At 41.4% G+C, this 26,466-nt stretch carries 21 protein-coding genes; 5 read left to right on the forward strand and 16 right to left on the reverse strand.

Annotated features, from left to right (window positions below; genetic code table 11):
- Positions 1-195 precede the first annotated feature (195 nt).
- On the forward strand, positions 196-2,145 hold the full coding sequence (locus AC5JMF_RS02835) for a response regulator (protein ID WP_495794210.1): 1,950 nt from the start codon (positions 196-198) through the stop codon (positions 2,143-2,145).
- Between the two features lie 67 nt (positions 2,146-2,212).
- Here AC5JMF_RS02835 and AC5JMF_RS02840 read toward each other — a convergent pair whose 3' ends face one another.
- Positions 2,213-3,802 carry a pentapeptide repeat-containing protein gene (locus AC5JMF_RS02840; RefSeq protein ID WP_495794211.1) on the reverse strand — a complete coding sequence of 530 codons (1,590 nt, stop codon included), beginning with the start codon at positions 3,800-3,802 and terminating at the stop codon, positions 2,213-2,215.
- Between the two features lie 706 nt (positions 3,803-4,508).
- Here AC5JMF_RS02840 and AC5JMF_RS02845 point away from each other — a divergent pair.
- On the forward strand, positions 4,509-5,237 hold the full coding sequence (locus tag AC5JMF_RS02845) for a phycocyanobilin:ferredoxin oxidoreductase (RefSeq protein ID WP_495794212.1): 729 nt from the start codon (positions 4,509-4,511) through the stop codon (positions 5,235-5,237).
- 156 nt (positions 5,238-5,393) lie between these two features.
- Here AC5JMF_RS02845 and AC5JMF_RS02850 read toward each other — a convergent pair whose 3' ends face one another.
- Complete coding sequence (locus tag AC5JMF_RS02850; protein ID WP_495794213.1) at positions 5,394-5,762, reverse strand: hypothetical protein; 369 nt, start codon at positions 5,760-5,762, stop codon at positions 5,394-5,396.
- A 385-nt stretch (positions 5,763-6,147) separates the two neighbouring features.
- On the opposite strand from AC5JMF_RS02850, the gene AC5JMF_RS02855 reads away from it, so the two are divergent.
- Both AC5JMF_RS02855 and AC5JMF_RS02860 read left to right on the forward strand, forming a co-directional pair.
- Entirely contained in the window at positions 6,148-6,588 is a 441-nt protein-coding gene (locus AC5JMF_RS02855; protein WP_495794214.1) for a response regulator, read from the forward strand.
- A gap of 211 nt (positions 6,589-6,799) precedes the next feature.
- Positions 6,800-8,545 carry an ATP-binding protein gene (locus tag AC5JMF_RS02860; protein WP_495794215.1) on the forward strand — a complete coding sequence of 582 codons (1,746 nt, stop codon included), beginning with the start codon at positions 6,800-6,802 and terminating at the stop codon, positions 8,543-8,545.
- Between the two features lie 140 nt (positions 8,546-8,685).
- On the opposite strand, the gene AC5JMF_RS02865 is transcribed toward AC5JMF_RS02860, so the two are convergent.
- From AC5JMF_RS02865 to AC5JMF_RS02885, 5 genes are all read right to left on the reverse strand, one after another.
- The gene (locus AC5JMF_RS02865) at positions 8,686-9,303 is read right to left on the reverse strand and encodes a hypothetical protein (RefSeq protein WP_495794216.1); all 618 of its coding nucleotides are present in this window, start codon (positions 9,301-9,303) and stop codon (positions 8,686-8,688) included.
- Complete coding sequence (locus AC5JMF_RS02870; RefSeq protein WP_495794217.1) at positions 9,293-9,541, reverse strand: hypothetical protein; 249 nt, start codon at positions 9,539-9,541, stop codon at positions 9,293-9,295. Before AC5JMF_RS02870 ends, AC5JMF_RS02865 begins: the two co-directional genes overlap by 11 nt.
- Before the next feature lie 121 nt (positions 9,542-9,662).
- The gene (locus AC5JMF_RS02875) at positions 9,663-11,516 is read right to left on the reverse strand and encodes a tetratricopeptide repeat protein (protein WP_495794218.1); all 1,854 of its coding nucleotides are present in this window, start codon (positions 11,514-11,516) and stop codon (positions 9,663-9,665) included.
- A gap of 555 nt (positions 11,517-12,071) precedes the next feature.
- Positions 12,072-13,928: a tetratricopeptide repeat protein gene (locus AC5JMF_RS02880; protein WP_495794219.1), complete on the reverse strand. Its 1,857-nt coding sequence runs from the start codon at positions 13,926-13,928 to the stop codon at positions 12,072-12,074.
- 94 nt (positions 13,929-14,022) lie between these two features.
- Positions 14,023-14,184 (reverse strand): hypothetical protein, encoded by a 162-nt coding sequence (locus AC5JMF_RS02885; RefSeq protein WP_495794220.1) that lies wholly within the window; start codon positions 14,182-14,184, stop codon positions 14,023-14,025.
- Positions 14,185-14,247: 63 nt separating this feature from the next.
- Here AC5JMF_RS02885 and AC5JMF_RS02890 point away from each other — a divergent pair, with 63 nt between their 5' ends.
- Positions 14,248-14,535 carry a hypothetical protein gene (locus tag AC5JMF_RS02890; protein ID WP_495794221.1) on the forward strand — a complete coding sequence of 96 codons (288 nt, stop codon included), beginning with the start codon at positions 14,248-14,250 and terminating at the stop codon, positions 14,533-14,535.
- A 19-nt stretch (positions 14,536-14,554) separates the two neighbouring features.
- On the opposite strand, the gene AC5JMF_RS02895 is transcribed toward AC5JMF_RS02890, so the two are convergent.
- The 9 genes from AC5JMF_RS02895 to AC5JMF_RS02935 form a co-directional block, all read right to left on the reverse strand.
- Complete coding sequence (locus tag AC5JMF_RS02895; RefSeq protein WP_495794222.1) at positions 14,555-14,758, reverse strand: hypothetical protein; 204 nt, start codon at positions 14,756-14,758, stop codon at positions 14,555-14,557.
- A 31-nt stretch (positions 14,759-14,789) separates the two neighbouring features.
- Positions 14,790-15,599: a hypothetical protein gene (locus tag AC5JMF_RS02900; RefSeq protein WP_495794223.1), complete on the reverse strand. Its 810-nt coding sequence runs from the start codon at positions 15,597-15,599 to the stop codon at positions 14,790-14,792.
- Between the two features lie 203 nt (positions 15,600-15,802).
- Entirely contained in the window at positions 15,803-17,188 is a 1,386-nt protein-coding gene (locus tag AC5JMF_RS02905; RefSeq protein WP_495794224.1) for an oligosaccharide flippase family protein, read from the reverse strand.
- Between the two features lie 214 nt (positions 17,189-17,402).
- On the reverse strand, positions 17,403-18,341 hold the full coding sequence (locus tag AC5JMF_RS02910; RefSeq protein WP_495794230.1) for a glycosyltransferase family 2 protein: 939 nt from the start codon (positions 18,339-18,341) through the stop codon (positions 17,403-17,405).
- Between the two features lie 45 nt (positions 18,342-18,386).
- Positions 18,387-19,613, reverse strand: a complete 1,227-nt coding sequence (locus AC5JMF_RS02915; protein WP_495794225.1) for a glycosyltransferase — start codon at positions 19,611-19,613, stop codon at positions 18,387-18,389.
- Positions 19,614-19,641: 28 nt separating this feature from the next.
- The gene (locus tag AC5JMF_RS02920) at positions 19,642-21,075 is read right to left on the reverse strand and encodes an O-antigen ligase family protein (protein ID WP_495794226.1); all 1,434 of its coding nucleotides are present in this window, start codon (positions 21,073-21,075) and stop codon (positions 19,642-19,644) included.
- A gap of 2 nt (positions 21,076-21,077) precedes the next feature.
- Positions 21,078-23,222 (reverse strand): GumC family protein, encoded by a 2,145-nt coding sequence (locus AC5JMF_RS02925; protein WP_495794227.1) that lies wholly within the window; start codon positions 23,220-23,222, stop codon positions 21,078-21,080.
- A 79-nt stretch (positions 23,223-23,301) separates the two neighbouring features.
- Positions 23,302-24,492, reverse strand: coding sequence for a glycosyltransferase family 4 protein (locus tag AC5JMF_RS02930; RefSeq protein WP_495794228.1), 1,191 nt, complete (start codon positions 24,490-24,492; stop codon positions 23,302-23,304).
- A gap of 38 nt (positions 24,493-24,530) precedes the next feature.
- Entirely contained in the window at positions 24,531-25,745 is a 1,215-nt protein-coding gene (locus AC5JMF_RS02935) for a glycosyltransferase family 4 protein (RefSeq protein WP_495794229.1), read from the reverse strand.
- Positions 25,746-26,466 lie beyond the last annotated feature (721 nt).

Here is a 26,466-nt window from a genome sequence, read left to right on the forward strand (position 1 = left end):
TGTGAAAATTCTATCTGATTTGTAAGAATCCGCGTTATCTAGATCCCCGACTTCCCAAAAAAGTCGGGGATTTTAGTTATCACGAATGATTTATGATTGCTATAGGACTTATGCATTGACAGAAAATACTAAAAAAGTAGGGAAGAAGTCTTTTGGAATGTACTGATTTTTTCAAAAATCAAATAGGATTCCTATATGAAAATATTGCTGGTGGAAGATGATGAAGCACTAATTACTGTTTTAACAAAGAGCTTGGTAGCACATAACTATGTCGTAGATACCGTCAAAGATGGTGAAATGGGTTGGAATTATGGTTCAACATTTGAGTATGATTTGATGGTGTTGGACATTATGTTGCCCAAGTTAGATGGTATTAGTTTATGCCAACATTTTCGAGCAGAAGGATACACTACACCAATTCTTTTACTAACATCTCAGGATACTAGTACCGCTAAAGTTAGAGGATTTGATGCAGGCGCAGATGACTATGTAGTTAAACCTTTTGATCGGTTAGAACTAATTGCTCGAATTCGAGCATTGTTGCGCCGTAGTAGCGTCAACCCCTTTCCGTTACTGACTTGGGGAGATTTACTGCTCAACCCAAGTACTTGTGAAGTAACTTATGATGGTCAACCTTTATGTCTGACAGCTAAAGAATATAGATTGCTAGAACTCTTGTTGTGGGATAGCCAGCATGTGTTTAGTACTGGTGAGATTTTGGACAGATTATGGTCATCAGAGGAATTTCCCGCTGAGGCAACTGTGCGATCGCATATTAGGCGGTTGCGTCATAAGCTGGTAGCAGTAGGTGCATCTCCTGATTTTATTGCAACAATGCCAGGGCGTGGTTATTACTTAAAAGCGCCCAACCAAGAAGCGAAAATTCAAGGGAATGGGGAATTGGGAACTTGTACTGAGCGTATGCTTAAGCAAGCCAGCAAGAGCGTCTTTGATAGGAGCAGTCGAAGTATGGGGAATACCCCATGTGTGAGTTCAACAGAACGCCATCCTGAGCAACAAGCTAAATATCTAGCATTTCTCAATGAGACTTGGGCAGTTAGCAGACCAAAAAGTCTTGAACAATTGACGGTACTATCTCAGACTGTAAAAGACTTACAAGCTGATTCACTAGATCATCAACTGCAAGCACATGCTCAACAAACTGCTCACAAACTAGCAGGAACTCTAGGAACTTTTGGACTCATAAAGGGAATGCAATTGGCACGACAACTAGAGAATTTACTAGAAAGTCATAAACTTTTGCAACCACAACAGGCAGTATTACTGGAAACTTTGGTGAACGCCTTAAAACGAGAAATCCAAGACAATACCTTAATTCCTGGCTTGCAGTCGCCTTCTGAACATTCACCACTGTTGTTGATTGTCGGTCAAGATTCCCACTTTACCCAATCTTTAGTTACTGTTGCATCAAATCGGGGGATTAATACAGCGATTGCACCGACAATTGAGATGGCTAGAACCTGGTTAAACTCTAGGTTAATCCCTGAGTACGGTAGTCAATTTCCCCAAGCAATGCTGCTTTTGCTCGCCCCACAGACACAAGCAACAAACTTTCTGGAATATTTGCAAAACTTGACGCAAAGTTACACCGACTTGCCAATTTTGGTTGTGGGCGATCGCAGCGATTTTATTAATCGCTTGGAAATAGTGCGGCGGGGTGGGAAAATCCTTTTGGAACCATCTATTGCTCCCGAAGATGCGATCGCAGCTGTAACACAATTGCTGAGTGGCTCAGTTCTAGAACCAAAGGTCATGATTGTAGACGATGATCGTGATTGGTTACACACTCTGCCATCACTACTCAATCCTTGGGGATTTAAAGTTACAACCCTTGCAGAACCGCAACAATTCTGGACAGTATTACAAGCTGTAATACCTGATGTACTGGTGTTAGATGTCAATATGCCACAAATTAATGGATTGGAATTATGCCAAGTCTTACGGAGTGATGTGTGTTGGCGGCGATTACCAGTTCTATTTGTCAGTGCCCTCACAGATGCAACAACTCAAAATCAAGCTTTTACTCTAGGTGCTGACGATTACTTGTGTAAACCAGTGATGGGCATAGATTTGGCAAACCGCATTCGCAATCGTTTACAGCGAGCGCGAACTTGGGCCAGCTAAACCCAGTATTCTGGTTGAATATGTTCAAAATAGCAAACATGAACATTGTTCACTTATTTGGGTGAGTTTATGGGTTCACAGCAGCACTTAGAAAGTTAGTAACTTTGGCAATAATCGGCATAGCTGTGTACCAGAGTTTTTGATTAACATCTACAGTATTAGCAGCCGTTTCAATTATTTCTGCTACGTTTGTTAAACGGTCTAATGCTCGGATGATATTTGGTTCTTTTTTGTCTATTGCTTTCTTGGTTGCTCTTAAGTCTTCAATTACTTCTTCTTGGATATCGGCTGGTAGTTCTGCTCCTTGAATTAAAGTTTCGAGTTCTGCCAATAACTTGCCAATGTCATCTTGAGTGAGGAATGCTTCAGTATTTACACTTGGTTGCCTTTGTATTTGATTGCGAACATTTTGCTGGTGTGAAGTGGCGATCGCATGTATATTATTACCCTGGTGGTAGAGGTCGAGGGTGTCAAAAATTTGCTCGATCAAATCACAAAATTCACCGTCTACAAAAGTTTTCTGGCTATTGTAAGGTTTACGAAAGGGATGAGGGTTTTCTGAAGTGGGTAAGCATGTATAAATGTATTCACATTTCACCCCATCAAATTTAGTGTCTTTGGTAATACCCCAGTCTTCAATATAGGCTCCGGTGACAGTAGCATCTGTCAAATCAGTACCGTTCAATTGCGTTTTTACTAACTTTGCTCTAGATAAATTAGCTTTATGTAAATTAGCCTTACTTAAATCTGCACCAACGAAGCTAGCATCCGTGAGATTAGCTCCTTTGAGATTAATTCCCCAGAGGTCTTGATAGTCAAAATTTTGACCTTGCCCTTGTCCCGTAACTAACAAATTACGTATTTGTGTGTGTCCCAAGTAAGTTGCGCCGGGACAAACAAAAGACAGTATTATAGCTTGGTGAAAACAAGTACGAGTCAGAATTGAATTGCTAAAATCTGTATTCTTGAGAGTAGCTCTGGTAAAATCTGCATCTGTTAAATCTGCATCACGAAAGCTTGTACCTCTTGTAGCAGCAAAAATAATTTCAAACGAGCGAGTCCAAGCCTGTCTCTCATCTCCCTTCAAAGCACGCCATCCAATGTAAAAAATCAGCAGCGCTGCGGCAAAAGCCAAGAATCCAGCATTGATAAAAAATAAAGCTAAAATTCCTACTGTCGCAAAGGCAAATGCAAAAGCTACAGCTCCAGTAATAGCTCTTGCTCCGGCTTGGATTCCTACTTTAGCTAAGGCTTTGGCAAAAACAAAAGCTCCAACCACAGCTATAACAAAAGCTGCAAAACCCACCACAATGCCTTTATTGACAGTGAACACCCAGAAGATTGTCAGCAAAACTAAACAAACAACACCCGCATAAAAGTTGTTAGCAGTAGAATTGTAAAAATTAAACGATGATAAATAGTCAATATATGCCGAAAAAGCTTTTGATATTCTTGAGATTAAGCGTGAGATGAGTACTAACCCCATCGTCCATTGATATCGCAGTCCAGTTTTAGCACCAATGAATTTGGCTTCTTTGAGATTAGCACCAGTAAAATCTACACCTCTAATATCTGCATAGCTAAAATCAGCACCAGTTAAGTCTTGACGTTTAAAGGAATGACCTCTGAGATTTTGCTTGGAAAAGTCGTTGGTCATGGTGGTCTAGCAGACGCTTGGATTGATACTCTGATATATATTGAGTATGCTATTTTCCGGTGTGCAGTGCAATCTTCCTGAGTTAAGATTCAGAGAATAAAAATTTATACATACTATGAAAGAGAAGAGGAAATAGGGAATAGGGAAAAATAAACCACCCACAAAGGTTTCTACCTACCTTCAGAAATAAAGATTATTTGATGCCACTTGCGGGCAATCTTCTCCTATCGGAGCAAGAACAAACGAAGTCCGGTTTTGTTGGGCGTCTTGTAGAGAAGACTTTCCGTAGGGTACTTGACTTTTTTCGTAAACGAAAAACTGCTCTGGGGCAGGCCAGAGCAGTGTTTAATAAGAGGAGGTTTATATAGGGGCCAGATATATATGTTGCCCCATGTTCGGTATAGAGTTTCAGTATGTAATTGACTACAGCCAGAGCTTGAGACTCTCCGGAAAAAGTGGGAAAATTTTTTGGGGATTGGGGATTGGGGATTGGGGATTGGGGATTGGGGACTGGGGACTGGGGAATTGTCATTGATTATTCTCCGCGTCCCCGCGTCCCCGCGTCTCCCTCACCCTCCTCATTCCCCTCATCCCTCCACTCCCCACTCCCTCATTCCCTCAGACAATTTGCACACATTTTGCACGGATGATGCGCCAATGTAAGGATATAAAGATTTTACTCAAATAGAAGCGTATACCTAAATCTATGCAAACGCCATTGCGATCGCGTCAAAATCCTCTAATTCACAAGTTAGCAAACTGTATTGAAGAAATTTGGCAGAAATACCTAGATTTATCTCCCTACTTGGTTCCAGATGATTTAGGTTATGTTGAGGGTTGCTTGGAAGGGGAGCGGCTGATTATCGAAAATCACTGTTACCAAACACCGCAGTTTCGGAAACTCCACTTAGAACTAGCTCAGTTAGGCAAATCGTTAGATATTCTCCATTGTGTGATGTTCCCTAATCCTGAATATGCATTACCAATTTTTGGTTCAGATTTAGTGGGAGGGCGAGATAGTATTAGTGCAGCGATCGCTGATTTATCTCCAATCAATGTAGATCGGTCTTTACCAAAGAGTTACTATACTGCTTTATCGGCACTTTCTAAACCAGAGTTTTCTCAACCACGTGCCTTGCCTCAGTGGGGCGATATTTTCTCGGAATTTTGTTTGTTTGTACGTCCCGTCGGTACTCAGGAAGAAGAGGCTTTTTTAACACAAGTTCGGGAATTTTTAACATTACATTGTCAAATTGCCAGTACAACAAATCCTTTAACTTCGCGTCTGGAGGTAGCAAAAATACTAGCAGGACAAAGATATTATTGCACTAGGCAGCAACAAAATGATAAAACTCGCCGGGTTTTAGAAAAATCCTTTGGCTCAGAATGGACAGAGCGGTATATGACTACTATGCTATTTGATTGTGCTGCTTAGTTAGCTAAGAGAGGGGATGTGGTTCGACTTCGCGGTAGTTGAATCTCGACTTCACTCGATTTCCGCGTAGCCGAAACTCACCAACCGAGAGATGAGGGAGAAAATTTCTCCGCGTCCCCGTGTCCCCGCGTCCCCGTGTCCCCGTGTCCCCAGTCCCTATTCATCTTCTGTCTGTAATACCAATTTTCTTACTTCTTTAATGTTGATATCTGCCCATAATGTTGAAAGCACTTTTTTATTATTAATAATAATACTGTTATTTGTAATGACAATTTGGTCAGGGGTATAGGAATATGTTTTCAATGTCATTCCTAATAAATTCATCATCTGAATTTCGTTTGGTGTAATTACCGCTATATTGCGTGTCAACATCAAAATACTTACAACTAAAAGTACTAAACCTGTGATGCTATTTAGTGTAAATCCTGCAACTAAGGTTACATAAAGTATAAAGATACTAGCCGCTAACATAAAAATAGGAAAGATTTTTTTGTATTTAACCTGCAAGCTTGATGGTTGATTCATGATTTAAGATAATACTAACCCCGGCGATTAGAAATCGCGACTATATAGACAAAACCCACCTCCGTGGGTTTCAATAACTCGATTTTCCGTGTTTTCCAAAGGAGGTGGACTTCGCTTGTGTAGTAGCGAATTATATTCGCCCAAAACTTTTCAAATATCCTTACTATTTTAACCATCTCGCGCTACTACAAAAATTTAATTTTTACTTTATGATCCCGTCCTTCCTATCTTTTACAAGCGTTCTTGTCATAACCTATACCTGTCAGACTCCTTTTAATCCTCATCTCCCCCTGCTTTTGGAATTGGGTGTATTTCATTTGGTTAAAAATCGCTGTAAGATAGTTTAAAAATATTTCTTTTTGTTAAGTTTTTTTAAGATTGCAGGATGATAACAAAACTTCATGAACCGCTGCTCGTTGTTGAAGACAGCAATGAAGATTTTAAGATGCTACAACGCCTCATGCAGCGGATGTCTGTCCAAAATCCCATACATCGTTGTACGAATGGGGATGAGGTTTTAGAATTTCTCTATCAAAACGGGAGCGATCGCAATTCCCAGGCAACACTGAAACCTTCAGTAATTTTGCTTGACCTGAATTTACCAGGTATTGATGGTCGCGACATTCTAGAGCGCCTAAAACAGGACAAAAGTTTCAAGGAAATTCCCGTAGTAATTTTTACTACATCATCTAACCCTAGAGACATTGAATTATGTTACCAAAAAGGCGCAAACGGCTATTTAGTCAAGCCCATGGATGCTCAGGAGCTAAAAAAGACCATTCAAGCATTCGTAAACTATTGGCTAGAGGCTAACATTTCGCCTTGATTTGGGGGACTGGGGACTGGGGACTGGGGACTGGGGACTGGGGATGAGGAAGAAATAACCAATAACAAAAGACAATTCCCAATTCCCCATTCCTAATAAGATTAGTAAAGAAATTTTAGATTTTATTCATAATTGATTTAGATTTTCTTTAGAATCATCTAAAAAATCACAATCTAAATAGACAAAAGTCTAAATTGCTCCCCGCTTCTCTATGTTAAACACATGGACGCTACTCATTATTGATGATTGTGCAGCGGATCGAAAAATTTATCGTCGATATCTCTTGAAAGATCCGCACCAGTCTTACCAAATTTTGGAGGCAGATTGTGCAGAAGACGCAATTGCTTTGTGTCAAGAAATGCACTTTGATGTTGTTCTGCTTGATTTTTGCCTACCTGATATGAGTGGCTTAGAGCTTTTTGATCGGCTAAAGCGGGAGATATTTGAGACCCCTGTTGCTGTGATTATATTGACAGGGCATGGTGATGAAGAGGTCGCGGTACAAGCGATGAAAAGGGGTGCTTTAGACTATTTGGTCAAACAACACCTGCAATCAGATGTACTGCAAATAGCAGTTCGTAATGCTATCAAGCAGTTGTGCTTGCAAACACAACTCAGCAAAACTCAAGAGCGACAGCGCCTAATAGCTATGACGGCTTTGCGAATTCGCCAGTCTTTGAACATAGAGCAAATACTGAATACGGCTGTATCAGAAGTACAGCAAATGTTGAAGTGCGATCGCGTGCTTGTATATCAGTTTTTGTCAGAGATGAATGGTGAGATAGTCGCTTCCTCGATTGAGTCATGCAATACATTAGTACTGCGCGATCGCTTAGAGTCTCCTTTGGAAAATCACGGTCAATATATCTACCATGAGGAACGAGCAGAACTAGGGATAGAAAAAAGAGGGCCTCTGGTTTCTGCTCCCTACTCACCTGCTTTTTTTGCCAATACCCAGTACTCAATCTCCAATCCTCAATATATCTATGAGGCTGGCTTGAGTAATTGCTATGGCACTTTACAAGAACAATTTAAGACTAAGGCGAATCTGCTGGTTCCGATCAATCTCAGCAACAACGGCAAGTCAACTCCCAAGCCTTGGGGTTTATTAATTGCTCAGCAAAGTTCAGGAGAACGACAGTGGCAAACTGATGATGCACAGATGCTTCATGAAGTTTCAGTGCAACTAGCGATCGCTATCCAGCAGGCAGAATTGCTAACTCAGACACAAGTAGCACTCAAGAAAGAACAGCAACTCAACGCTTTTAAATCCCAAATCGTAGCCACAGTCTCTCACGAGTATCGAACACCGCTAACTTCCATCCTCACGGCGGCATCAACTCTGCTAAAACATAGCCAACAACTTGATGAGTCTAAACAACAGAGATTTATGCAAATTATTGACCAAAAAGCAAGGTACATGTCCAAACTTGTCAATAACATGCTTTTGGTTAACCAAATTGAGTTAGACAAAATCAAATTTAAGCCAGTATCACTTGATTTGCTGCAATTTTTCTCCGATCTCATAGAACAAGAACGAGAAACATTAGCCGAACATCACGAATTAGTTTTTCAAATAACTGGTAGTATTAGAGGTTTTTGTGGCGATCGCGGGCTTTTGCAGCAAATATTTATAAATTTAATCTCTAATGCTATTAAATATTCCCCAAATGGGGGCAATGTAGAATTTCACCTAATTGGTAAAGAATCACAGGTAATATTTCACATCAAAGATGAAGGTATTGGTATTCCCACTGCCGATCAGCAAAACTTATTTCAATCCTTCAGTCGAGGGAGTAACGTTGACACCATCCCAGGAACAGGTTTAGGGCTAGCGATCGCTAAAGCCTGCATAGAGTTACATGGTGGCAGTATTGTTTTATCCAGTCAAGTTGGGCAAGGAACCAAAGTAACAGTCAGTTTACCAAAGCGTCATGTTGGCTTTTTAGGGGAATGAGGGGGACGGGGGAGACGCGGGGACGCGGGGACGGGGGGACGCGGAGAATAATCAATGACAATTCCCCAATCCCCAGTCCCCAGTCCCCAGTCCCCAGTCCCCAATCCCCAGTCCCCAGTCCCCAGTCCCCAGTCCCCAATTCAAAACCGAACCCAAAGTGCTAACCCGCCTCCACGCCCGCGGGCTGCAATGAATTCTTCTGTTATTAAAAAGAAGGCAAAAAAAGGTAATTTAGCTATGGGTTGATTATAAAAATTATCAGTTTGCGCTTTAGCTTTACTAAAGGGTTTATCGTATACAACGCGATTAAATAAACTGATTTGTATATGGGTAAAATTGAAAGCTAATAGGTTTTTTTTACCTAAATATTGTCCAGGCCCTGTTAGTTTTGTTAAAACTGAACCAAATTGCACTTGATTAGCAACTTCTCCTTTGATTGGAGTTTCTTCTAAAGCTTGGGTTGTTGCAAAAGAAATATAGGTCGGGGTAAATTTTGGCCAATAAAAACCCTTACCTAATATTATTCCTCCTCGTTCTCTAACTTTGCGAGTTCCGGTTACAAAGCACAATTGCCATTGACCGAGTAAGGCTGCAAAAGAATAAGTTAGACGCTGTTGCTTGGCAGCTTTTTCCGCTTGCAGCAATGCCTCGACTAACATACCCGCAGAAGGGCGATCGCGATTTTGTCCTCGATACGCAGCCGCAGCTTGTGCCAATACTGCGACAAAATCAGATGAAGTAGTTAAATCAACAGTCATGAAAACACTGGGGAGTTGAGTGTGGAAATAGCATTTCCATATCCACCATAACAGTTGTTTTTTGGCGTGGTAAACAGTAGACTTCTTGCAAAAATACTTGAACCGTCAGAGACTCAAGTCTCTGCCTAATAGCAAAAGTCCGTTGAAACGGACTAAAAATACTGTTATTAGTCGGTTGAAACCGACTTGAGTTATCAGCCAGAAAATTTATTTTCTGGCGAGTATCCGACTTTTGCAAGAGGTCTAGTTTGACCCGTCCATGGTTTTTTAATTCCATCGTGGCGATCGCTCTGTTTCGCAAATCAAACAGGCAGCAACAATTTCTACTATTAACAAATGTTACGCGATTTACTCACTCTTTATTCTTGTATCCTTCTAATATTGCCTAGTATTTGTTTATACGCTGTTGTATTGCCTTGTTCTTGAAAGAGCTTGGCTGCTGTTTGTAAATCGGTTACTGCTCCTTGTTTATCTCCTAATTGATTACGGGCAAATCCCCGACCTGCATAAGCATTGGCATCTTTGGGATTTCTTCGTATAGATTGGGTGTAATCTGCAATCGCTCCTTTTGCATCTCCCGATTGCAACCGGGCAAAAGCCCGCCCACTATAAGCATTAATATCATTAGGATTAATTTGCAGAGATTTGGTGTAATCCGCGATCGCTCCTTGTTTGTCTCCCGACCGTAAGCGAGCATAAGCCCGGTTATTGTAGTGTACAGATTCCGGATTGAGTTGAATAACTTTCGTCAATAGAGCAATTGCTCCTTGATAATCTTTTTTAATTAGACGAATCTGACCTTGACTTTGGTAAGCCTCAACTTTATTTCCTTGCTGAAAAAACAGGTCAGCAGCTTTTTGCAAATTAGCGATCGCTTCTTGGGATTGTCCTGATTCATTATAGGTAAATCCTAGACTGAGGTAGGCAAAGGCAGAGTTGGGAGAGAGATTAATTACTTGTTGGAAATCAGTAATTGCTCCTTGGCTGTCTCCTGAATAGCGGCGCACATTACCCCGGTTGATGTATGAATCAATATCGTTAGGATTCAGGCGAATAGCTTCAGTGTAATCTGCGATCGCACCTGGCCAATCTCCCAAGTTAGAACGGGCACGACCCCTCTCACCATAAGCCGCAAAATCGTTACGATTGAGTTTAATCGCTTCAGTCAAAGCGGTGATTGCTCCCTGGTAGTCTTTCAAGAACAAACGCACAGAACCTTGGCTTCTGTAGCCATCGGCTTTATTTCCTTGAGCAAAAAACAGGTCTGCGGCTTTTTGATAATCTCCAATAATCAGCTTTTCATTTTCTCTGAGATTGACTCTGGCATCTCCACGTCTGTAGTAGGCAGAGGCATATTTAGAATTGAGACGAATCGCTTCGGTATAAGCAGTAATAGCACCCCGAAAATCTGCTTTTTGATACTTATCCAAACCCTGAAGATAAAAGTTGTCTGCTTTCGGTTTTGTGATTACGGGTGTGCTAGGAGGCTTAACACCCACATCTGTATCTGTTTTAGCTGATAATCTCAAAAAGGTATTAATGGGAATTCCCAAATTAAAGCCTGATTTGATAATCACATTAGGATTGTTGTCAGAGATTTGAAAATTCTCTGCCGTGTCGCCTCTGCCATGAATGCCGATTAGTTCCCCTTTGTCATTCAATACCGGGCCACCACTCATGCCGGGTAGTGTGTTATTGCTGTAAACCAGTGCGTAGCCATCACGTAGCGCTTTGGTGGCATTGGCAGTAATCCGCCCATCGGTAAAATTGTAAATTGAAGTGGAAAAGGCTGCTGTCACTTGTGGAAAACCTGCAACATAAGCGGTTGTCCCTTCGGGGGATTCATCTGAGTTGCCGATTTTGGCAGTTGGGTAATTTTGAGCGCTGGTAAATTGTACAAGGGCTAAATCTACATCTGGTAACTTATTGACAGTATTGTAATTGAGTGCATAACGCTGACCATCTGGGGTGACAATTTCATATTTAGCTTGGGTTTCAATTACATGCCTAGCTGTGAGAACAGTGTAAGTGTTGCCTTGTTTTTGAATAATTACCCCAGTCCCGGAAGCATTTTGATTATCAATTAGTACTGTGATTGTTTTAGCAAGTTTTGCCACTTCTGCTGAGGATAACGCCACAGCAGCTTGTGGTTGCACAAAGGCAACTGTTACTCCCATCAATGCTGGTGCAAGTAGATAATGAAATTTCATCATTCAATTCCCAGGAGGCTTTTTTTGACTTTACTGGAAAATATCTCCGTATTTTTATACAATCATTTTTTCTTAATTCCTCAAGTAGTTTATAAAAGGGAACAGGGAAAACTATGTCGCTCACCAGGGACAAGGTTTCAATCTACCTTGCATGACAAGGATTCTTTCGCGACACTTGCGGGCGATCTTTGGAGCGGGGCGTAGCCCAGATTGGCTTTAAACTTTTACCTTCTTTCATAAAGTAATCTCAATTCGCAATGTGGTTAAGAGAATCTTAAATTGTTAATGGTGCAGTGCTTGGTGACAACCATTGGTGTCAACTTAACGTAAAAGTTATGTCCCGCAAGGAACTGAAGTTTCTTGCTAATAGCAAAAGTCATCTTTAGATGACTGAATATCCTCCAAGATTTTGAGTCTACTTCAGTAGACTTGAGCTATTAGCCAGAGAATTTATTCTCTGGCGGATGAGGAAGCCAACACCGAAGCTATTTTTAGCTTAACTAGCTTAACTTGACATCAATGGGTGACAACACACCCACTATTGCTGTTCCTTATTCCCTACTGTTGTATCTTGCTAATGCTGTCTAATATCTGTTGATACGCTGTTGTATTGCCTTGTTCTTGAAAAAGTTTAGCTGCTGTTTGTAAATCAGCGATCGCACTTTGTTTATCTCCTAATTGATTATGGGCAAATCCACGACCGGCATAAGCGTTGGCATCTTTGAGATTAATTTTCACAGCTTGGGTAAAATCTGCGATCGCTCCTTTTTGATCTCCAGATTCCAGCTTGACAAAACCCCGCGCTTCATACGCATTAAAATTTTTAGGATCAATTTGCAGAGCTTGAGTGTAATCTTTGATCGCTCCTTGCTGATCTCCCGACTGTGAGCGAGCAAAACCCCTGTCTAGGTAGTGTGCAGCTTCTTTGGGATTGAGTTGAATTGCTTGTGTAAACAGGGCAATGGCCCCCGGATAATCTTTCATCACCAAGCGAATCGACCCTTGGCTTTGGTAAGCTTCTATTTTGTTACCTTGCTTGAGAAACAAGTCGGCAGCTTTTTGTAAATTGGCGATCGCCTCTTTTTGTTGTCCCAATTCACTATAGATAAATCCCAAATTTTTATAAGCAATAGCATAGTTAGGAGCGCGGCGAATTGCTTCGTTTAAATCTGCGATCGCTCCTTGGCTATCTCCTAAACCCCGGCGAGCATTAGCTCGGTTAGGGTAAGCAACAGTTAAGTCAGGATTTAGACTAATTGCTTGCGTATAATCCGCAGCAGCACCTTGAAAATCTCCCAATCCAGTGCGAGCATTTCCCCTCTCGTTGTAAGCTAAGGGATTTTTAGAATTAAGTTGAATTGCTTGAGTCAGTGCGGTAACTGCACCTTGATAATCTTGCGATAGCCAACGAGAAGTTCCTTGGCTGATGTAAGCATCGACTTTATTTCCTTGAGCAAAAAACAACTCTGCTGCTTTTTGGAAATCTTTAATCACTGCCTGTTTATTTTCTCGACCATTGTTTTTAGCATATCCCCGCCAGAGATAAGCAGCAGCATATTGAGGCTTGAGGCGAATGGCTTCTGTAAAAGTCACAATCGCCCCTTGAAAATCCCCTTTATTATATTTATCCCAAGCTTGAATATAAAAATCGTCAGCTTTTGGTGTTGTGACTATTGGTGCGTTAAAAGGTTTAACTCCTACATTTACTACTCCTGTTTTGGCTGACAATCGCAAAAAAGTATTAATGGGAATTCCCAAATTAAAGCCTGACTTAATCACTATGTTGGGATTTTTATCTGAGATTTGAAAATTCTCTGTTGTGTCACCTCTGCCGTGAATTCCTACCAATTCGCCTTTCTCATTCAACACCGGGCCGCCACTCATCCCTGGTAGTGTATTATTGCTATACACCAAAGCGTAACCATCACGCAGCGCCTTGTTAGCATTGGCAGTAATCCGCCCATCGGTGAAATTGTAAATCGCCTGAGAAAATGCCGCTGTCACTTGCGGAAACCCAGCTACATAAGCGGTTGTTCCTTCGGGAGATTCGTCTGAGTTCCCGATTTTAGCAACAGGATAGCTTTGATTGCTAGTAAACTGTACAACAGCTAAATCTACATCTGGTAACTTTTTGATAGTACTGTAGTTGAGTGCATAACGCTGATCATCTGGAGTGACTATTTCATATTTAGTTTGAGCCTCAATGACATGTCTAGCTGTCAGAACAGTGTAAGTGTTGCCTTCTTTTTTAATAATTACCCCAGTTCCAGAACCATCTTTACTATCAATTAGCACCGTGATAGTTTTGGCAAGTTGAGCTACTTCCGCTGAGGATAATGCTATAGCAGTTTGTGGTTGGATAAAAGCGATCGCCCCGACCACAGCTACTGGTGCAAGTGCATAATGAAGTTTCATAATTGGATTTTTTATCAGCTTTTATTTTCAATACAGGAAATGAGTTATCCTGTCAACTCTATTGGTGAAATTAATTCTGCGTTACCCGAAACCCTTAGACTTCTTGCAAAAATACTTGAACCGTCAGAGACTCAAGTCTCTGCCTAATAGCAAAAGTCCGTTGAAACGGACTAAAAATACTGTTATTAGTCGGTTGAAACCGACTTGAGTTATCAGCCAGAAAATTTATTTTCTGGCGAGTATCCGACTTTTGCAAGAGGTCTCTTGTAGAGACGCGCTTCCAAAGCGCGTCTCTTCTTGCCTAGTGTGCAAAAAACCTTTGGAGGATTACCGACATCATTATAATCGGGTAGAACAGTCCCTGAGCAAAGCGCCACGCAACAGAACCAGGATCTTTCGAGCGATACCAGCTTTGAAAATCCTTTTAGTTAAAGTGAAAGGCTTGTTAGTTGAAGTGAAAAGCTTGTTAGTTGAAGTGAAAAGCTTGTTAGTTGAAGTGAAAGGCTCGTTAGTTGAGGTGAAAGGCTTGTTAGTTGAAGTGAAAGGCTCGTTAGTTGAAGTGAAGCTAAAATACTCGCTCACTAAGCTCGAACACTTAGTAAATTAGGTGATTTCTAGGAAATAATTTACCAAAACCGTTGGTTTCGACTTCGCTCAACTAACTGAATAATCGAGATTTGCAGAAAAGAATTTAGCAAAACTGTGTAAACGCACATATAATAAATTGCCCAACAACGGCTAAATGAGTGCATAACGCTGTCCATGACTCCCAAACCAGGGGCATTTTTATAGTCAATTTGCACCGTAATTGCTTTGGCAAGTTGCGCCACTTCAGAGGAACTTTAAAGTCGGGATGGTTTTTTATGGAGTGGTTTCTCTATCTGTTCTCTTTTGAAAAAATAGCCAAATGTTAAGACAAGCTGCTGAAATAAATAGTAAAATTGAACCCCAAAAGCCTACACCATAGTCTGCTTTAAACCCCGCATAACTAGCGCCATTATTGATAATCTGTTTATCAATTTCTGACTTAAGAGACAAAAGCATAACTAATCCAAATGCTCCGATACCTGCGGAAATTAGCGAACTTTTACGAATCTTGATCAGGCTAGTTCCAATACCTAAAGCCGCAGCAGCAAAAACAAGAGCAGCTCTGCTATCACCAGGAATTTTTTGACTCTGCGTTTGACTACCAAATATATCTGGTGTACTCACTGTTTTACCAGTAGCCATTTCAACACCTGACATTTGAAAAACAGGTCGATTGTCACAAGAAACGGTAACGAAAGGTAGGAAAAAACAAATTAAGATCACAGCAAATAGTGAAGCTGAGACCTTTTTGCCATTCTCTAGTAGTTTTTGGGCAGTTGGGTTAGATGGTGGTTCAGAAAGCCTAACAGAAGCTTCTGCTGCTGCACGACTTGTGGCATCTGCTAGCGATTTGCCTGCTGCGGTAAGTGTCTTACCAATATCATCTTGTGTTGATTCTGTCTCGTTAACGAGTGGGTAAACTTCACTAGCAGCATCGCCATTGATTTCAAAATCTACTTGTTCACCAACACGAGGCGGTTGCAATCCTCTCCAGGCATCCAGTTGTAATGTATACCGTTTCCCATCTTCAGCACTGATCAATCCCCCATTTATCGGGTCAAATCCCAGAACTATTCCTTTCATGTATTTGTATTAACTCCTTTAAAGTTTCCCATGATGCTGCAATCGATGAACATGGTTATATTATTCCTGGTTTAGGAGATGCAGGCGATCGCTTGTTGAGGACAAAGTGAAAATAGGGGCTAGGGGAAGACAGACGGATATCTTGTGAGCGATCGCAAGCAAATAAATCTTAATTGAAGTTTGATTTAATTTTGACAATATGTCTAAAATTTTAATATTTGGAAATAACTAATCAAGTTTTTTCTTTCTTTAGTTGATGCTAAGGGCAGCAGTAACATTAAGCAAGACAAGTAGCGAGCCACATCATGAAATGTGCTTAAAATTAAAATAATAACTATGATAAAGTACCAGATTGCCACATCAGTGTAATTAAGCTCACCAATCTCTCTAACTATGTAAAAGTGAAGAATAAAATAGCTAGCTAATGTACAAATTTCCGCCCAGCCATAACCAACAATACCCAAGCGCGGCACTAGCAAAAATGCACTTCCTATAAACAGGGTTATATGGATTAAATTAAACGATGTCACCAAAAGATTTTTACCCTGTAAATACAATACAGAGCAATGTAAATTGAAAACTGCATAAGAAAGATAGCTAATAGTAATCAGCGGAAATATTTGCAGTACTGGATTCCAATCTTTTCCAAAAACCAATGTTAAGACTACAGGAGCCACCAGCGCAAACCCTACCATTGGTAAACCAACTGCTAATACTTGTAAGCGCATTCCCTCTTGAATACTCTTGCGTAGGCGAGTTTTGTCATCTCCTAATTTAGCAAGTGCAGCCATTGCCAAGCGCCAAATTACTGCCCTAGCAAAGGAAAGCATCTCTACCAAACGAATGCACAAAGCCACAAAAGCAACAGCTTCCGCACCAGCAAAACGTCCTACAATGACTGGATTGACTAATGTACGCAATTCCCAAATCCACATTGAACTTGTATAGCCGAAACCGTAGTTGAGCATCGTCCGAATTGTATTTGGGTGCCAACATAAGTTGAGTCGCAGATTGCTACTCCAGTAATTGAGAGCCAATTGGCTGCCTTGCTGTGTAAATAAGCCAAAAACAGGAGACCAAGCACCAGCTCCATGTAATGCTAATGGTATTGCAACTAAGTAGTAACCTATCTGGCTGATTAGCTCAATGTATGCTACACGTTGATAGTTGAGATCGCGTTCTAACTTGACTACCCAAGGCACATTTAAAGTACTCAAAGGTATTGTTAAAGCTAAGATTCCTAAAAGAGGCGCAACGTCTGGCAGCTTTAGCAACTGAGCGATAAATTGTCGTCCTAATACAATAGCAGTGACACAAATAATATTGATACATAACAAGAGAGTAAAGGCTTGTTCGTATTCCTGTTGCTCTGGATTAGTCTTTTTGCGAAGCAGGTAAATATTCAAACCCAAGGGAGCTAAACGGTAAAAAAAGATCACAATACCGCTGCTTGCTCCAAAAAGTCCGTAATCAGTAGGCCCAATAACTCTAGTAATAAATATCACGCCTACCAAGCTGAGTAATATACCCAAACCTTGACGGACAAGCATGATAAATCCGCCTTTAAAAGCTTGATGGCGTAATCCCATAATGACTTTCCTAATTATCGAATCAAGGAGAATGGGGAGTGGGGAGTGGGGAGTAGGAAGTAGGGAGTGGGGAGTAGGGAGTGGGGAGTGGGGAATGGGGAGTGGGGAATGGGGAGTGGGGAGTGGGGACTGGGGAATGGGGAATGGGGACTGGGAGAATTATCTTTCTCCCTCATCTCCCTCATCTCCCTCATCCCCCTCATCCCCTGCTTATTCACGCAATATGCCGACGCACAGTGTAGATAAGTGCTAGTATTTTGTTAAAGCTGTCAAATCCTAACCATTGCATAATGGCGATCGCTACAGACAAACGCATATATCCCAAAGAGTAGCGTAGTTGGGAATAGTGGGCGATCGCTTTTGTGCGAAAACACATAGCCTGATGGCGATCGCCATTTTGGAGAGCTTTCCAAGCTAAATAGATATTTGCATACCCATAGCTGTGGTTTTTTAAATAGATTAAATCTTTAGGAGCAGATTGAAATAATTTCTCAATCACTCCTAAACCTTTTTCCCACATTTGCCAATTCTTAGTAGCATTATTGGCATGTTGGCGATAGCAAACTAAAGGCTCTTTGATTACAGCAAATCGATAACGAGCAGCAATCCGAACCCACATATCCCAATCTTGAGAGTAGCGTAAGCTAATATCAAAGTCACCAATATTTGTCAAGCAACAATTACGAACTATTACAGAAGAAGTGGTTATTGTATTTTTCTCTAATAATTGTTTTAAAGCATCACCTTCTGCATGAGATTTCATAACTCTACCTGATGATTTTCCCTCCTGATTAATTAACACCATATTTGTGTGTACTAAGCCTATATCTGGATGATTGTCCAAATAACATACTTGTTTTTCCAGCTTAGTTGGTTTCCACAAATCATCAGCATCTAAAAAAGCTATATACTCACCTTTGGCATTAGCAATACCCGTATTACGTGCCACCGCTACACCTTGTTTTTTTTGTACAATTAACCTTACTTGTGAGTTGGCTAACTCACCTGCCCATTGCACAAGATTATCCGAACTACCATCATCAATAATTAACACTTCAAAATCTGTAAAAGTCTGCTGGAGAACGCTTTCTAAAGCATCTGGCAGATAATTCATAGCATTATATGCAGGAATTATTATAGAAACCTTTGGCATCATAAAAATCCTTGATTTTCAAAGATTAACCCAAGTTGTTAGTTGTCATTTGTCATTCTCCGCGTCCCCGCGTCTCCCAATTCCCCATTCCCCACTCACCACTCCTTGAGACCGCAGAATTGTTTGCAAAATGACATCACGGTAATGTAATGCCACAGTATCCCAGCTAAAACGATAGGCATTTCGTCTAGCTTTATCTTGCCAATTTCCATTTAAGGCTTTGACAATGGCAGCAGCATATTCATCTTTATTTGTGACATCACAAAGAATTCCCCCATCTGCAATTACATGGCGACGCATTTCATCGTCTGTAGTCACAACTGGTAAACCACTAGCCATTGCTTCTAAATAAGAAAGCGCACATGGTTCATTAATAGAAGGTAATGTGAATGCATTTGCACTACGATAAACTTGAGGCATCTGCTCGCTGGTAAATGTCTTAATTGCAAAGCGATCGCTTCCTAATAACTTCTCACCTAAAAATTGAAAATATGCACGATCAATCCCATCTCCACAAATCAGAAAACTGACTTTTGGCAAGCTGGCTACAGCCTTAATTGCTAGTTCAACTCGCTTGTGACTTTCGCGGTTAAGAGAAGCTACACATAAAACTAAAGGTTTGTTTAAACCTAAAGCCATCTGCTCTCCTTTTGGTGTAAAGCGGTTAGTGTCTACACCGTTGAGAATAATGGTGATGTCTTGGGAAGGTCGTAAAGTGCGGGCAAAATTAGCCATTGCCTCAGAAAAAACTACGAGATGGTTGGGACAAAATTGTAAGTTACGTGCAAGCGATCGCCCTTGATTTAACAATCCCGTATGTTCAGTATAAAGAATAGGTGTACCAATCAGTGCGCGGACAAAAGCAGCCATCGCCAAACCACCGTAATCATTACAGGGAAAAATCAAGTCAGCAGGGCGTGTCAGCAGTCGCATAGCACAAGGTAAAGAACTGGTCAGGTGTTCAATAACAATGTCAAAATGAGTGATAAAACGTTTCAGTACAGAAGCGATCGGTAAATAATTGAGAATCTGACGCGCTTGTGTGCGAGGAATCCCACCAGCTGGATAGTAAAAAGGGCTACAAGGAGCGCCTGCTAATAATTCCACCTCAAAGTCAGCACTCAGGCGACGAGCAAGTTCAATGGCGAATATTTCTGAGCCACCACTCCAGTTAACCCCCGCACTTGGATGCACCAAAACTACCCGTAATGGTCGTTGATGTTCTAGTTTCAGTTGAGCGTGATAGCTAGAGTTAATCAAGCGCTGGGTCATTGTTACGTACACGATTACAAAAGAGGTTTTACTGTGACATAGAGTTATCCAGATGCTCCGACTGATTCCAATTCCAAGCAGCAACTGCAAACAGAGTCCACCAGTAGAAAAAGAGAGTTGTGTGAGTCCAGATATTCTCAGTAATCATGCCGACAAGTATAGACAAAAGCATTGCTAACAAGACCCAACACAGTTTTTGCTGAGCCTTGTTACTAGAAGTGTGCAATAAATAAACTAAACGTGTAACTTGAGCGCCGAGAAAGGTCAGAAAAATGATAAAACCTACAACCCCGCCTTCTACTAAAGCCATCATGTAGTCGTTGTGGGCATAGTTTTTGTAAATAGTTAAATGACGGCTAGTTGCCAAGCCATGGCCAAAAAAGGGAGACTCCTGCCAAGCCTGTAGTAGATAACTCCACTGAGATAGCCGCCAGTTAAAGCTGTTATTATCTCCCTTCGACAGAATCAACGCCCGTGATATATCCATATCTGGGTTGAAAAGTGGTGTTTGCAACAACGAATGAAGACGTTGTTGTCCAAACTCTGTACTGGCAAATAGGGCTATGACTACACCAAATAACAACACTCCAGCAATCAGATTGATTATGTTCAATCTTGGTGCAATCAAAACCAGAATAAAAACGCCCAACATCATCAAGCTAAACAAGGCTTTAGTACTGACATAGAAAAAACAAAGTAAGCCCAGCAGCACCAGCCAAGGCCAACGCCGCTGAGATTGACCCAATTGCCAGTAAGTTAAACCAATGAACAACAACAAAAAAGTGGCGAAGGTATTGGAAAGACCGAGAGTGCCATTAACCCTGGAAATTACTCCTGAAATTGGATCTGCGGTTCCTTGAAGTACACTTGGTAAGAGCGAAGCCGGAAGAACTACCTGCATGAACGCCACCGTCAGAGGTATTACAAGAGCAAAAAATAAAGCAAAGATAATTTGTCGTGGATGAATTCGGTCTTTTAACTGCATTACCAGCAAATAAACCATCAACCAGGAAAAAAGACGCACCCACTCGCGGATACTGTCTAGCAAAACAGTACTATCAAACTCCATTCCTCCCACAGGTAAGATAATAAATATCACCCACAAACCCTGTAAAGCTACCCAGCCTGCAAACAACCACCAAAATCGATCAGTACGTACTATCCGACCTGTCAATAATGCTACCACTACATAAAGTAAAATCAGAGCATCAAGACCAAGGGCAAATGCAGCCGGTACTTGCTGATCAGAGAAAGGATCGAGGGCGCTACGCAGGATTAATAAACCAATAACCGTTTGTTCAAATTTGGCAAAAAATAGGAAAACAAACGGTATTGCACCGACAGCTAAGGTAAGGAAAAGCGGCTGGGCACCTGTGAGGATGCCTATGAGTATGCCAATTCCCACACCTGCCAACCCTACCCAGAGTGACAACGGAGAATTTGAACTTTGATTAGTTAACATCGTCACTTTGACCTCGAACCGTTTTTGGAACTGACGGTATCACTCAGAACATTGACACGTTGGAGAAGACGGGATGAATAGCGGTAAGACTTTTCTGTTTGATTTGTTGTACCATTTGCAACTACTCCTAAAATCGCTATGCGATTGTGTGTAAGCTCTGATACAGTTTTTTGCAATGATTCTTTGTGTGTAAAACTGGGACGTGTAACTAGCACTACGCCATCACTATATCGTCCCAAGGTAGTAGCATCAGCACTATCATTGAGAGATGGAGTATCTAAAATTACTAAATCATATTTAGCGATCGCCTCTGCCATGAGCGATTTCATCGCGTCTGACTCTAGTAATTGTGAGGGACGGGTATGCAGACTTCCACAGGTCAATACTGAGAGATGATCAATGTCTGTAATCTGTACAGCTTCAACTAAAGACAGATGTCCGTCGAGTATATCTGTAATTCCTGGTTGAGGAATTAAGTTGAACAGTTTGTGTTGCATAGGACAACGCAAGTCTGCATCAATAATCAATGTCCGTCGAGAGAACATGGCACAGACAGCGGCTAGGTGTGAAGCCACTACCGATTTACCTTCCCCGGATTTAGTACTACTAATTACAATGCTTCGCACCTTCTGAGAATTGCGAAACTCTAGGGTTTTTAACAGCATCCGGTAAGGTTCAACTAGAGCAATGTTATCGAGAAAATTTCCTGGTGGATTTAAGGTGAGTGTCTTTGCGGGTAGGGAAGGCAATTCTCCTAACAGTCGTGTCTTGAGTAGTTCTTCAGCTTCTGAAGCATTATGGAGTGTTTTATCCATCATCTCCAGCAACAAGACTACAGCGATCGCTAAAATAGTTGCCAACACAGTTGCCAGTACCAATACGATCGCAGGCTGTGGTGAAGCAGGAGAAGTGGCAGGTTTGGCCTCTTCGATGATCCGGACATTACCAACTAGTTGGGCTTCAGCAATCCGCGCCTCTTCTAGTTTGCTTTGCAGCAACTTGAGAGATGCGGCGGCTTCGTCTTGTTGGCGGGTAAGTGCTGTCAGCGGTTGTTGGAGAACCGGCAATCGGGCGAGGCGATCGCGTAAGTTAGCCCTCAAAGATTGAATCACTCGCAACCGATTTTCTATTCCTAAGCGTTCAATTTGATTGTTAATGAGTTCAGAAGTCAGATTCTGACTGAGAGAATCGGATGCCACATTTCTGGGAGAGATGGCCGGGTTTCCAGGTGAAAAGCGAGCCAGTTCTTGATTGTATAAAGCCTTGATCGCTTGCTGTTCCTGAACCAGTTTAATTAAAGTGGGATGGTTCTCGGTAAAGCGTAAACGCATATCAATGACTTGTGTCCCCAAATCTGTCAACTTAGTGCGTAACTTCTGGAGTTGTTCGTCTTGACCACCGCGAACAGCTGCGTAAGCATTGCTGAGGCTGGGGGAGTTGGTAATTGCTCGCAGAGATGCATCCCGCGATCGCGTTTGTTGGAGTTGGGCGACTAAAGTCCGTTCCTGATCTTCGAGATTAGCTAAACTATCAACCAAACTTTTGCTTTGGTCTTCAAAGGAGACAATACCAGTGGCTTGTCTGTATTTGTTTTCTATAACTTCTGCTTGTTGCAGACGCAGACGAGCTGATGGTACTTCCTTCTCTAAAAACATCCGCACGTTCGCAGCTTCTTTACGGACATATTGAGCGCTATCCTCAACCATCGTTTGAGAAATCGCATTCAGAAGCTTTGCGGCCAAAACAGGGTCTTTAGCTTGGTAGCTCAAAACTACAATATTCGTAGCCGGAGCAATTTTCACCCGTAACTTTTGACCTAGTTGCTTAACTGTCAGTGGGCTATTAGAATCAGGAAAAACCTTCTGTAGCGATCGCTCCAAAACAGGTTGTGATTTCACTAACTCCGCTTGATCTGCTACTGGGCTAGGGCCACCAGGGATGCCTACAGGCGCTTGCGTCAGGTCGCGTCCCAACTCAGAAACACTCACCCGGTTATCATCAAGCATCAATCGCGCCGTCGATTGATATAAACGTGGGGCAAAAGCTAAGTAAGCAAATGCTCCGCCAATCACGGCGGCAAAGGTAGCCAAAGCTGGCAAACTTCGCCGCTTCAAAATCGCTGGTAAAGTTGAAATGCCTTTTTCCATTACGTATATCCTTGGGAATGGGGAATGGGGAGTAGGGAGTAGGGAATGGGGAATGGGGAGAATTACAAATGACCAATGACTATTTCCTGCTAACAAACCCAAAAACTCTGTTGAAACTCAAATCTGGTACATTTACTGGCTCAGGTGAATTCAAGATTGTTGTATATAGCTTCAAAGTTTCAGAAGTAATTTGATCCCAACTATAGTGATGCTGCACATATCTTTGTGCGTTCTCAGCCATTGTTGCTAGTTCAGTTGGATGATTAATTGCCCAGTCTAAAGAATGTACACAAGAGTCTACATTTCCAGCCTCAAATAGCATCCCCCGCTTACCACTAATTAATTGCTCGTGAGGTGCGATATCACTCGCTAATACTGGTATACCTTCTCGCATCGCCTCTAACATTGCTAGAGGTAGTCCTTCCAAATCAGAAGGTAAGACGAATAAACCCGCCCCCCGGACAATTTCCCACAGACGATTTCTTTTGAGTTCGCCTGCAAATACGACATCTCGATTACTAGCAACTGTTTCTAGGAGTTTGGCGCTATAGGATTGAGTATCACTGACACCGCCCGCTAAAACTAGTTTCCATCCTGTCGGTTTCAACTTCAGAAAAGCTTCAATGAGTAAATCAGGACGCTTTTCTGGTACAAGTCTGCCCAAAAATAGAATATAGCGTCCTTTTGTTAAACCAATAGCTTTACCATAAGAAAACTCTGGATCTGAGCCAGCATAGCTAGCAGGAGCGTTAGGAATATAAACTGTCTCCCTACCGTAGGTTTGGAGAAAGTAATTTTTCAAGTCTTTTGATACTACAATTAGCCCATGAGCGAAGCGTACTGCTGCCTTTTCTCCCATCAAAATTAGCCGACTAGATAAATTACCCCACTTGGCACGTTGCCAATCTAATCCTTGACAGGTAACTACAACCTTTGCAGAGGTGCTAATTCTGGGTAAACAAGTAAATAAAGATGGCCCCAGAGCATGAAAATGGACTATATCATATTGCTGGGTGCAAGAAGCGATCGCTCCCATCGCTGAAGCAATAAAAGCATCTATACCACGCCAATTGCCACTAGGTAAACAGACAACGCGCACACCCCAAAAGTCGTAATAATCAAACCAAGAATAGTCTGTATAAGAAGACCGAGCAAACAAATCAACACAATGTCCTTGTGCAACCATGCGCGGATAGACTTCTGCACAATAATGCTCAATTCCTCCCTGTTTGGGAGGCAAACCCTTCGCACCAATGACGGCTATTTTCATAACAATCGGTTCTTTTCTCAAAATAATTGATCAAGTCATTAGCTAACAGCTAAGTTACCTGCTAACTCCCAACGACTTAGCATTTTGCTGTAGATATCCCTAATAACAGTACGAGCGCTATAGGGTTGTGCAGTTCCTACACAAGACGCCACTGGATAATTCTCCGGATGCAATATTACCTGACGTAAAGCATCTGCGATGCACTCTGGTGTACGTTGCTCACACACAACCCCGCTATCAGTAGCTAATAATTTAGGGGTTTCACCACATCTAGTTGTTACTATTGGTGTTCCGCTAGCTAATGCTTCCAAAACTACCAAAGGTAAACCTTCGTATGCACTAGACAGAACAAAAACATGACATATTCGATGTAGTTTTGCTAACTCTTCTAGTGCGATCGCCCCTAACATTGTCACTCGGTCAGACAATCCTAACCGTCCAATCTCCGTCCGTATTTCTGATGCTAACTCTCCATCACCTGCTATTAATAAATGCATGTTTGGATGATTTAAAGCCGCAAAAGCCCGTATTAATAAAATTGGATCTTTTTGTGGATGTAGCCTACCAGCAAATAGAATAAAACGTGTTTCTTCATCTAAACCTAGCTTGATAGCTAATTGGCGACGACCAGCGTCCCGTTGTGCCTGGCTCAATGGATAAAAAATCTCATTGTCAAATGAATTTTTGATGTATCCAACACGGTTTTTCACACTAGGATAACGCTGTCTGTAAAATTCTGCTGCATCGGTATGGCATGAAAGAATTTGGCTAAACTGACGAACTAATAAATTTTCCAAAGCAAAATAAGCTTGAGGAAATCTTCGCCAAAGAATAGCTTTTTGATCACCAGCAGCTTGCATTTGTGTATGAATATCGTTATGGATAAACAGGGTTTTCTCTCCCTGCCAATTCCAAGCTGCTAAACTAGGCTCCAGCCTATGAAAGTGCATAAAATCTGAGGACAAGTATCGCCCTAAAAGAGCAGTTGTATATTTAACTGTGGTCGGTATAAAACTTCTGAAATTATCATCCTTCAGGTAAAATAAAGGTAAGAAACTAATTTCTCTACCTGCAAATTCTGCTGCTTGCCACTTCAAATTAGGTTGAAGTTCGGGGTCTCCTGTTCCTACAAGCCGCACCTCAAATTCTGGAGGTGCGTGCTTAATAAAAATCTTAATTAATGTTTGAATTCCTCCGATACTAGCATTCCAAGGATTGAATTGATAAAAAATCGTCAGAACAGGTTTACGCATGGAGATAATCCTGCACAACTTACGTGCAAAAACTCAATATAAATTTCAAGAAACAAAGACTGAAGTAATCATTGTTGTATCTACATCAGAATGTAATTACCTCTTCAATTCGTTGTATTTCTGAAGGTAGATGTCACCAGATCAATATAAAATTTACTGTATCAGCAGTTACGATAAAACTATATTAAAATCTTAAACTGTGCAGTAAACATACATGGGATCGCAAATATCATATCGATTGCAAAGATGATGTTTGCAAACACTTAAAAGACAAAATTCTTGGTGCGGGGCTGTAATGTGGCAGTGGGTTTGTAGTGTGGGCAGCTTGCCACAAGAGGAAAGCTAGCACACAACTTTAGTCTTGACATGCCACTACGTTTCCTTACCCTCAAATTTAGTGTGATAGACCACTAAAATAAGTAGGAATACCAACTATTTAGAGCGATCGCTATCTTACCCTGTTCCAAGCTTCTACCCATCGATAGAGGTGCTGATCAACAAAACAGACAGTATTGCATAGAGAATGCTCATCCTTACTTTTAGATAAGTAAAGCTAATATTGGCAATCAGTTTTACAAAACTTAAAGTACTTGATTAAATTTTGTAAAGCAATGTAAATTATTTTCATAGGCACAAACGCCTAACACATACATACATAAACGAAAAGCAATCATAGAACCATGACCGCAACCTTACAACAGCGCCAAAGCGCCAACATCTG

The organism is Desmonostoc vinosum, assembly GCF_059505385.1.

Bases quoted from the DNA above. Each gene is read 5' to 3' on its own strand.
- AC5JMF_RS02835 (WP_495794210.1), top strand. From the start codon at position 196: ATGAAAATATTGCTGGTGGAAGATGATGAAGCACTAATTACTGTTTTA.
- AC5JMF_RS02840 (WP_495794211.1), bottom strand. From the start codon at position 3,802: ATGACCAACGACTTTTCCAAGCAAAATCTCAGAGGTCATTCCTTTAAA.
- AC5JMF_RS02845 (WP_495794212.1), top strand. From the start codon at position 4,509: ATGCAAACGCCATTGCGATCGCGTCAAAATCCTCTAATTCACAAGTTA.
- AC5JMF_RS02850 (WP_495794213.1), bottom strand. From the start codon at position 5,762: ATGAATCAACCATCAAGCTTGCAGGTTAAATACAAAAAAATCTTTCCT.
- AC5JMF_RS02855 (WP_495794214.1), top strand. From the start codon at position 6,148: ATGATAACAAAACTTCATGAACCGCTGCTCGTTGTTGAAGACAGCAAT.
- AC5JMF_RS02860 (WP_495794215.1), top strand. From the start codon at position 6,800: ATGTTAAACACATGGACGCTACTCATTATTGATGATTGTGCAGCGGAT.
- AC5JMF_RS02865 (WP_495794216.1), bottom strand. From the start codon at position 9,303: ATGACTGTTGATTTAACTACTTCATCTGATTTTGTCGCAGTATTGGCA.
- AC5JMF_RS02875 (WP_495794218.1), bottom strand. From the start codon at position 11,516: ATGATGAAATTTCATTATCTACTTGCACCAGCATTGATGGGAGTAACA.
- AC5JMF_RS02880 (WP_495794219.1), bottom strand. From the start codon at position 13,928: ATGAAACTTCATTATGCACTTGCACCAGTAGCTGTGGTCGGGGCGATC.
- AC5JMF_RS02900 (WP_495794223.1), bottom strand. From the start codon at position 15,599: ATGAAAGGAATAGTTCTGGGATTTGACCCGATAAATGGGGGATTGATC.
- AC5JMF_RS02905 (WP_495794224.1), bottom strand. From the start codon at position 17,188: ATGGGATTACGCCATCAAGCTTTTAAAGGCGGATTTATCATGCTTGTC.
- AC5JMF_RS02910 (WP_495794230.1), bottom strand. From the start codon at position 18,341: ATGCCAAAGGTTTCTATAATAATTCCTGCATATAATGCTATGAATTAT.
- AC5JMF_RS02915 (WP_495794225.1), bottom strand. From the start codon at position 19,613: ATGACCCAGCGCTTGATTAACTCTAGCTATCACGCTCAACTGAAACTA.
- AC5JMF_RS02920 (WP_495794226.1), bottom strand. From the start codon at position 21,075: ATGTTAACTAATCAAAGTTCAAATTCTCCGTTGTCACTCTGGGTAGGG.
- AC5JMF_RS02925 (WP_495794227.1), bottom strand. From the start codon at position 23,222: ATGGAAAAAGGCATTTCAACTTTACCAGCGATTTTGAAGCGGCGAAGT.
- AC5JMF_RS02930 (WP_495794228.1), bottom strand. From the start codon at position 24,492: ATGAAAATAGCCGTCATTGGTGCGAAGGGTTTGCCTCCCAAACAGGGA.
- AC5JMF_RS02935 (WP_495794229.1), bottom strand. From the start codon at position 25,745: ATGCGTAAACCTGTTCTGACGATTTTTTATCAATTCAATCCTTGGAAT.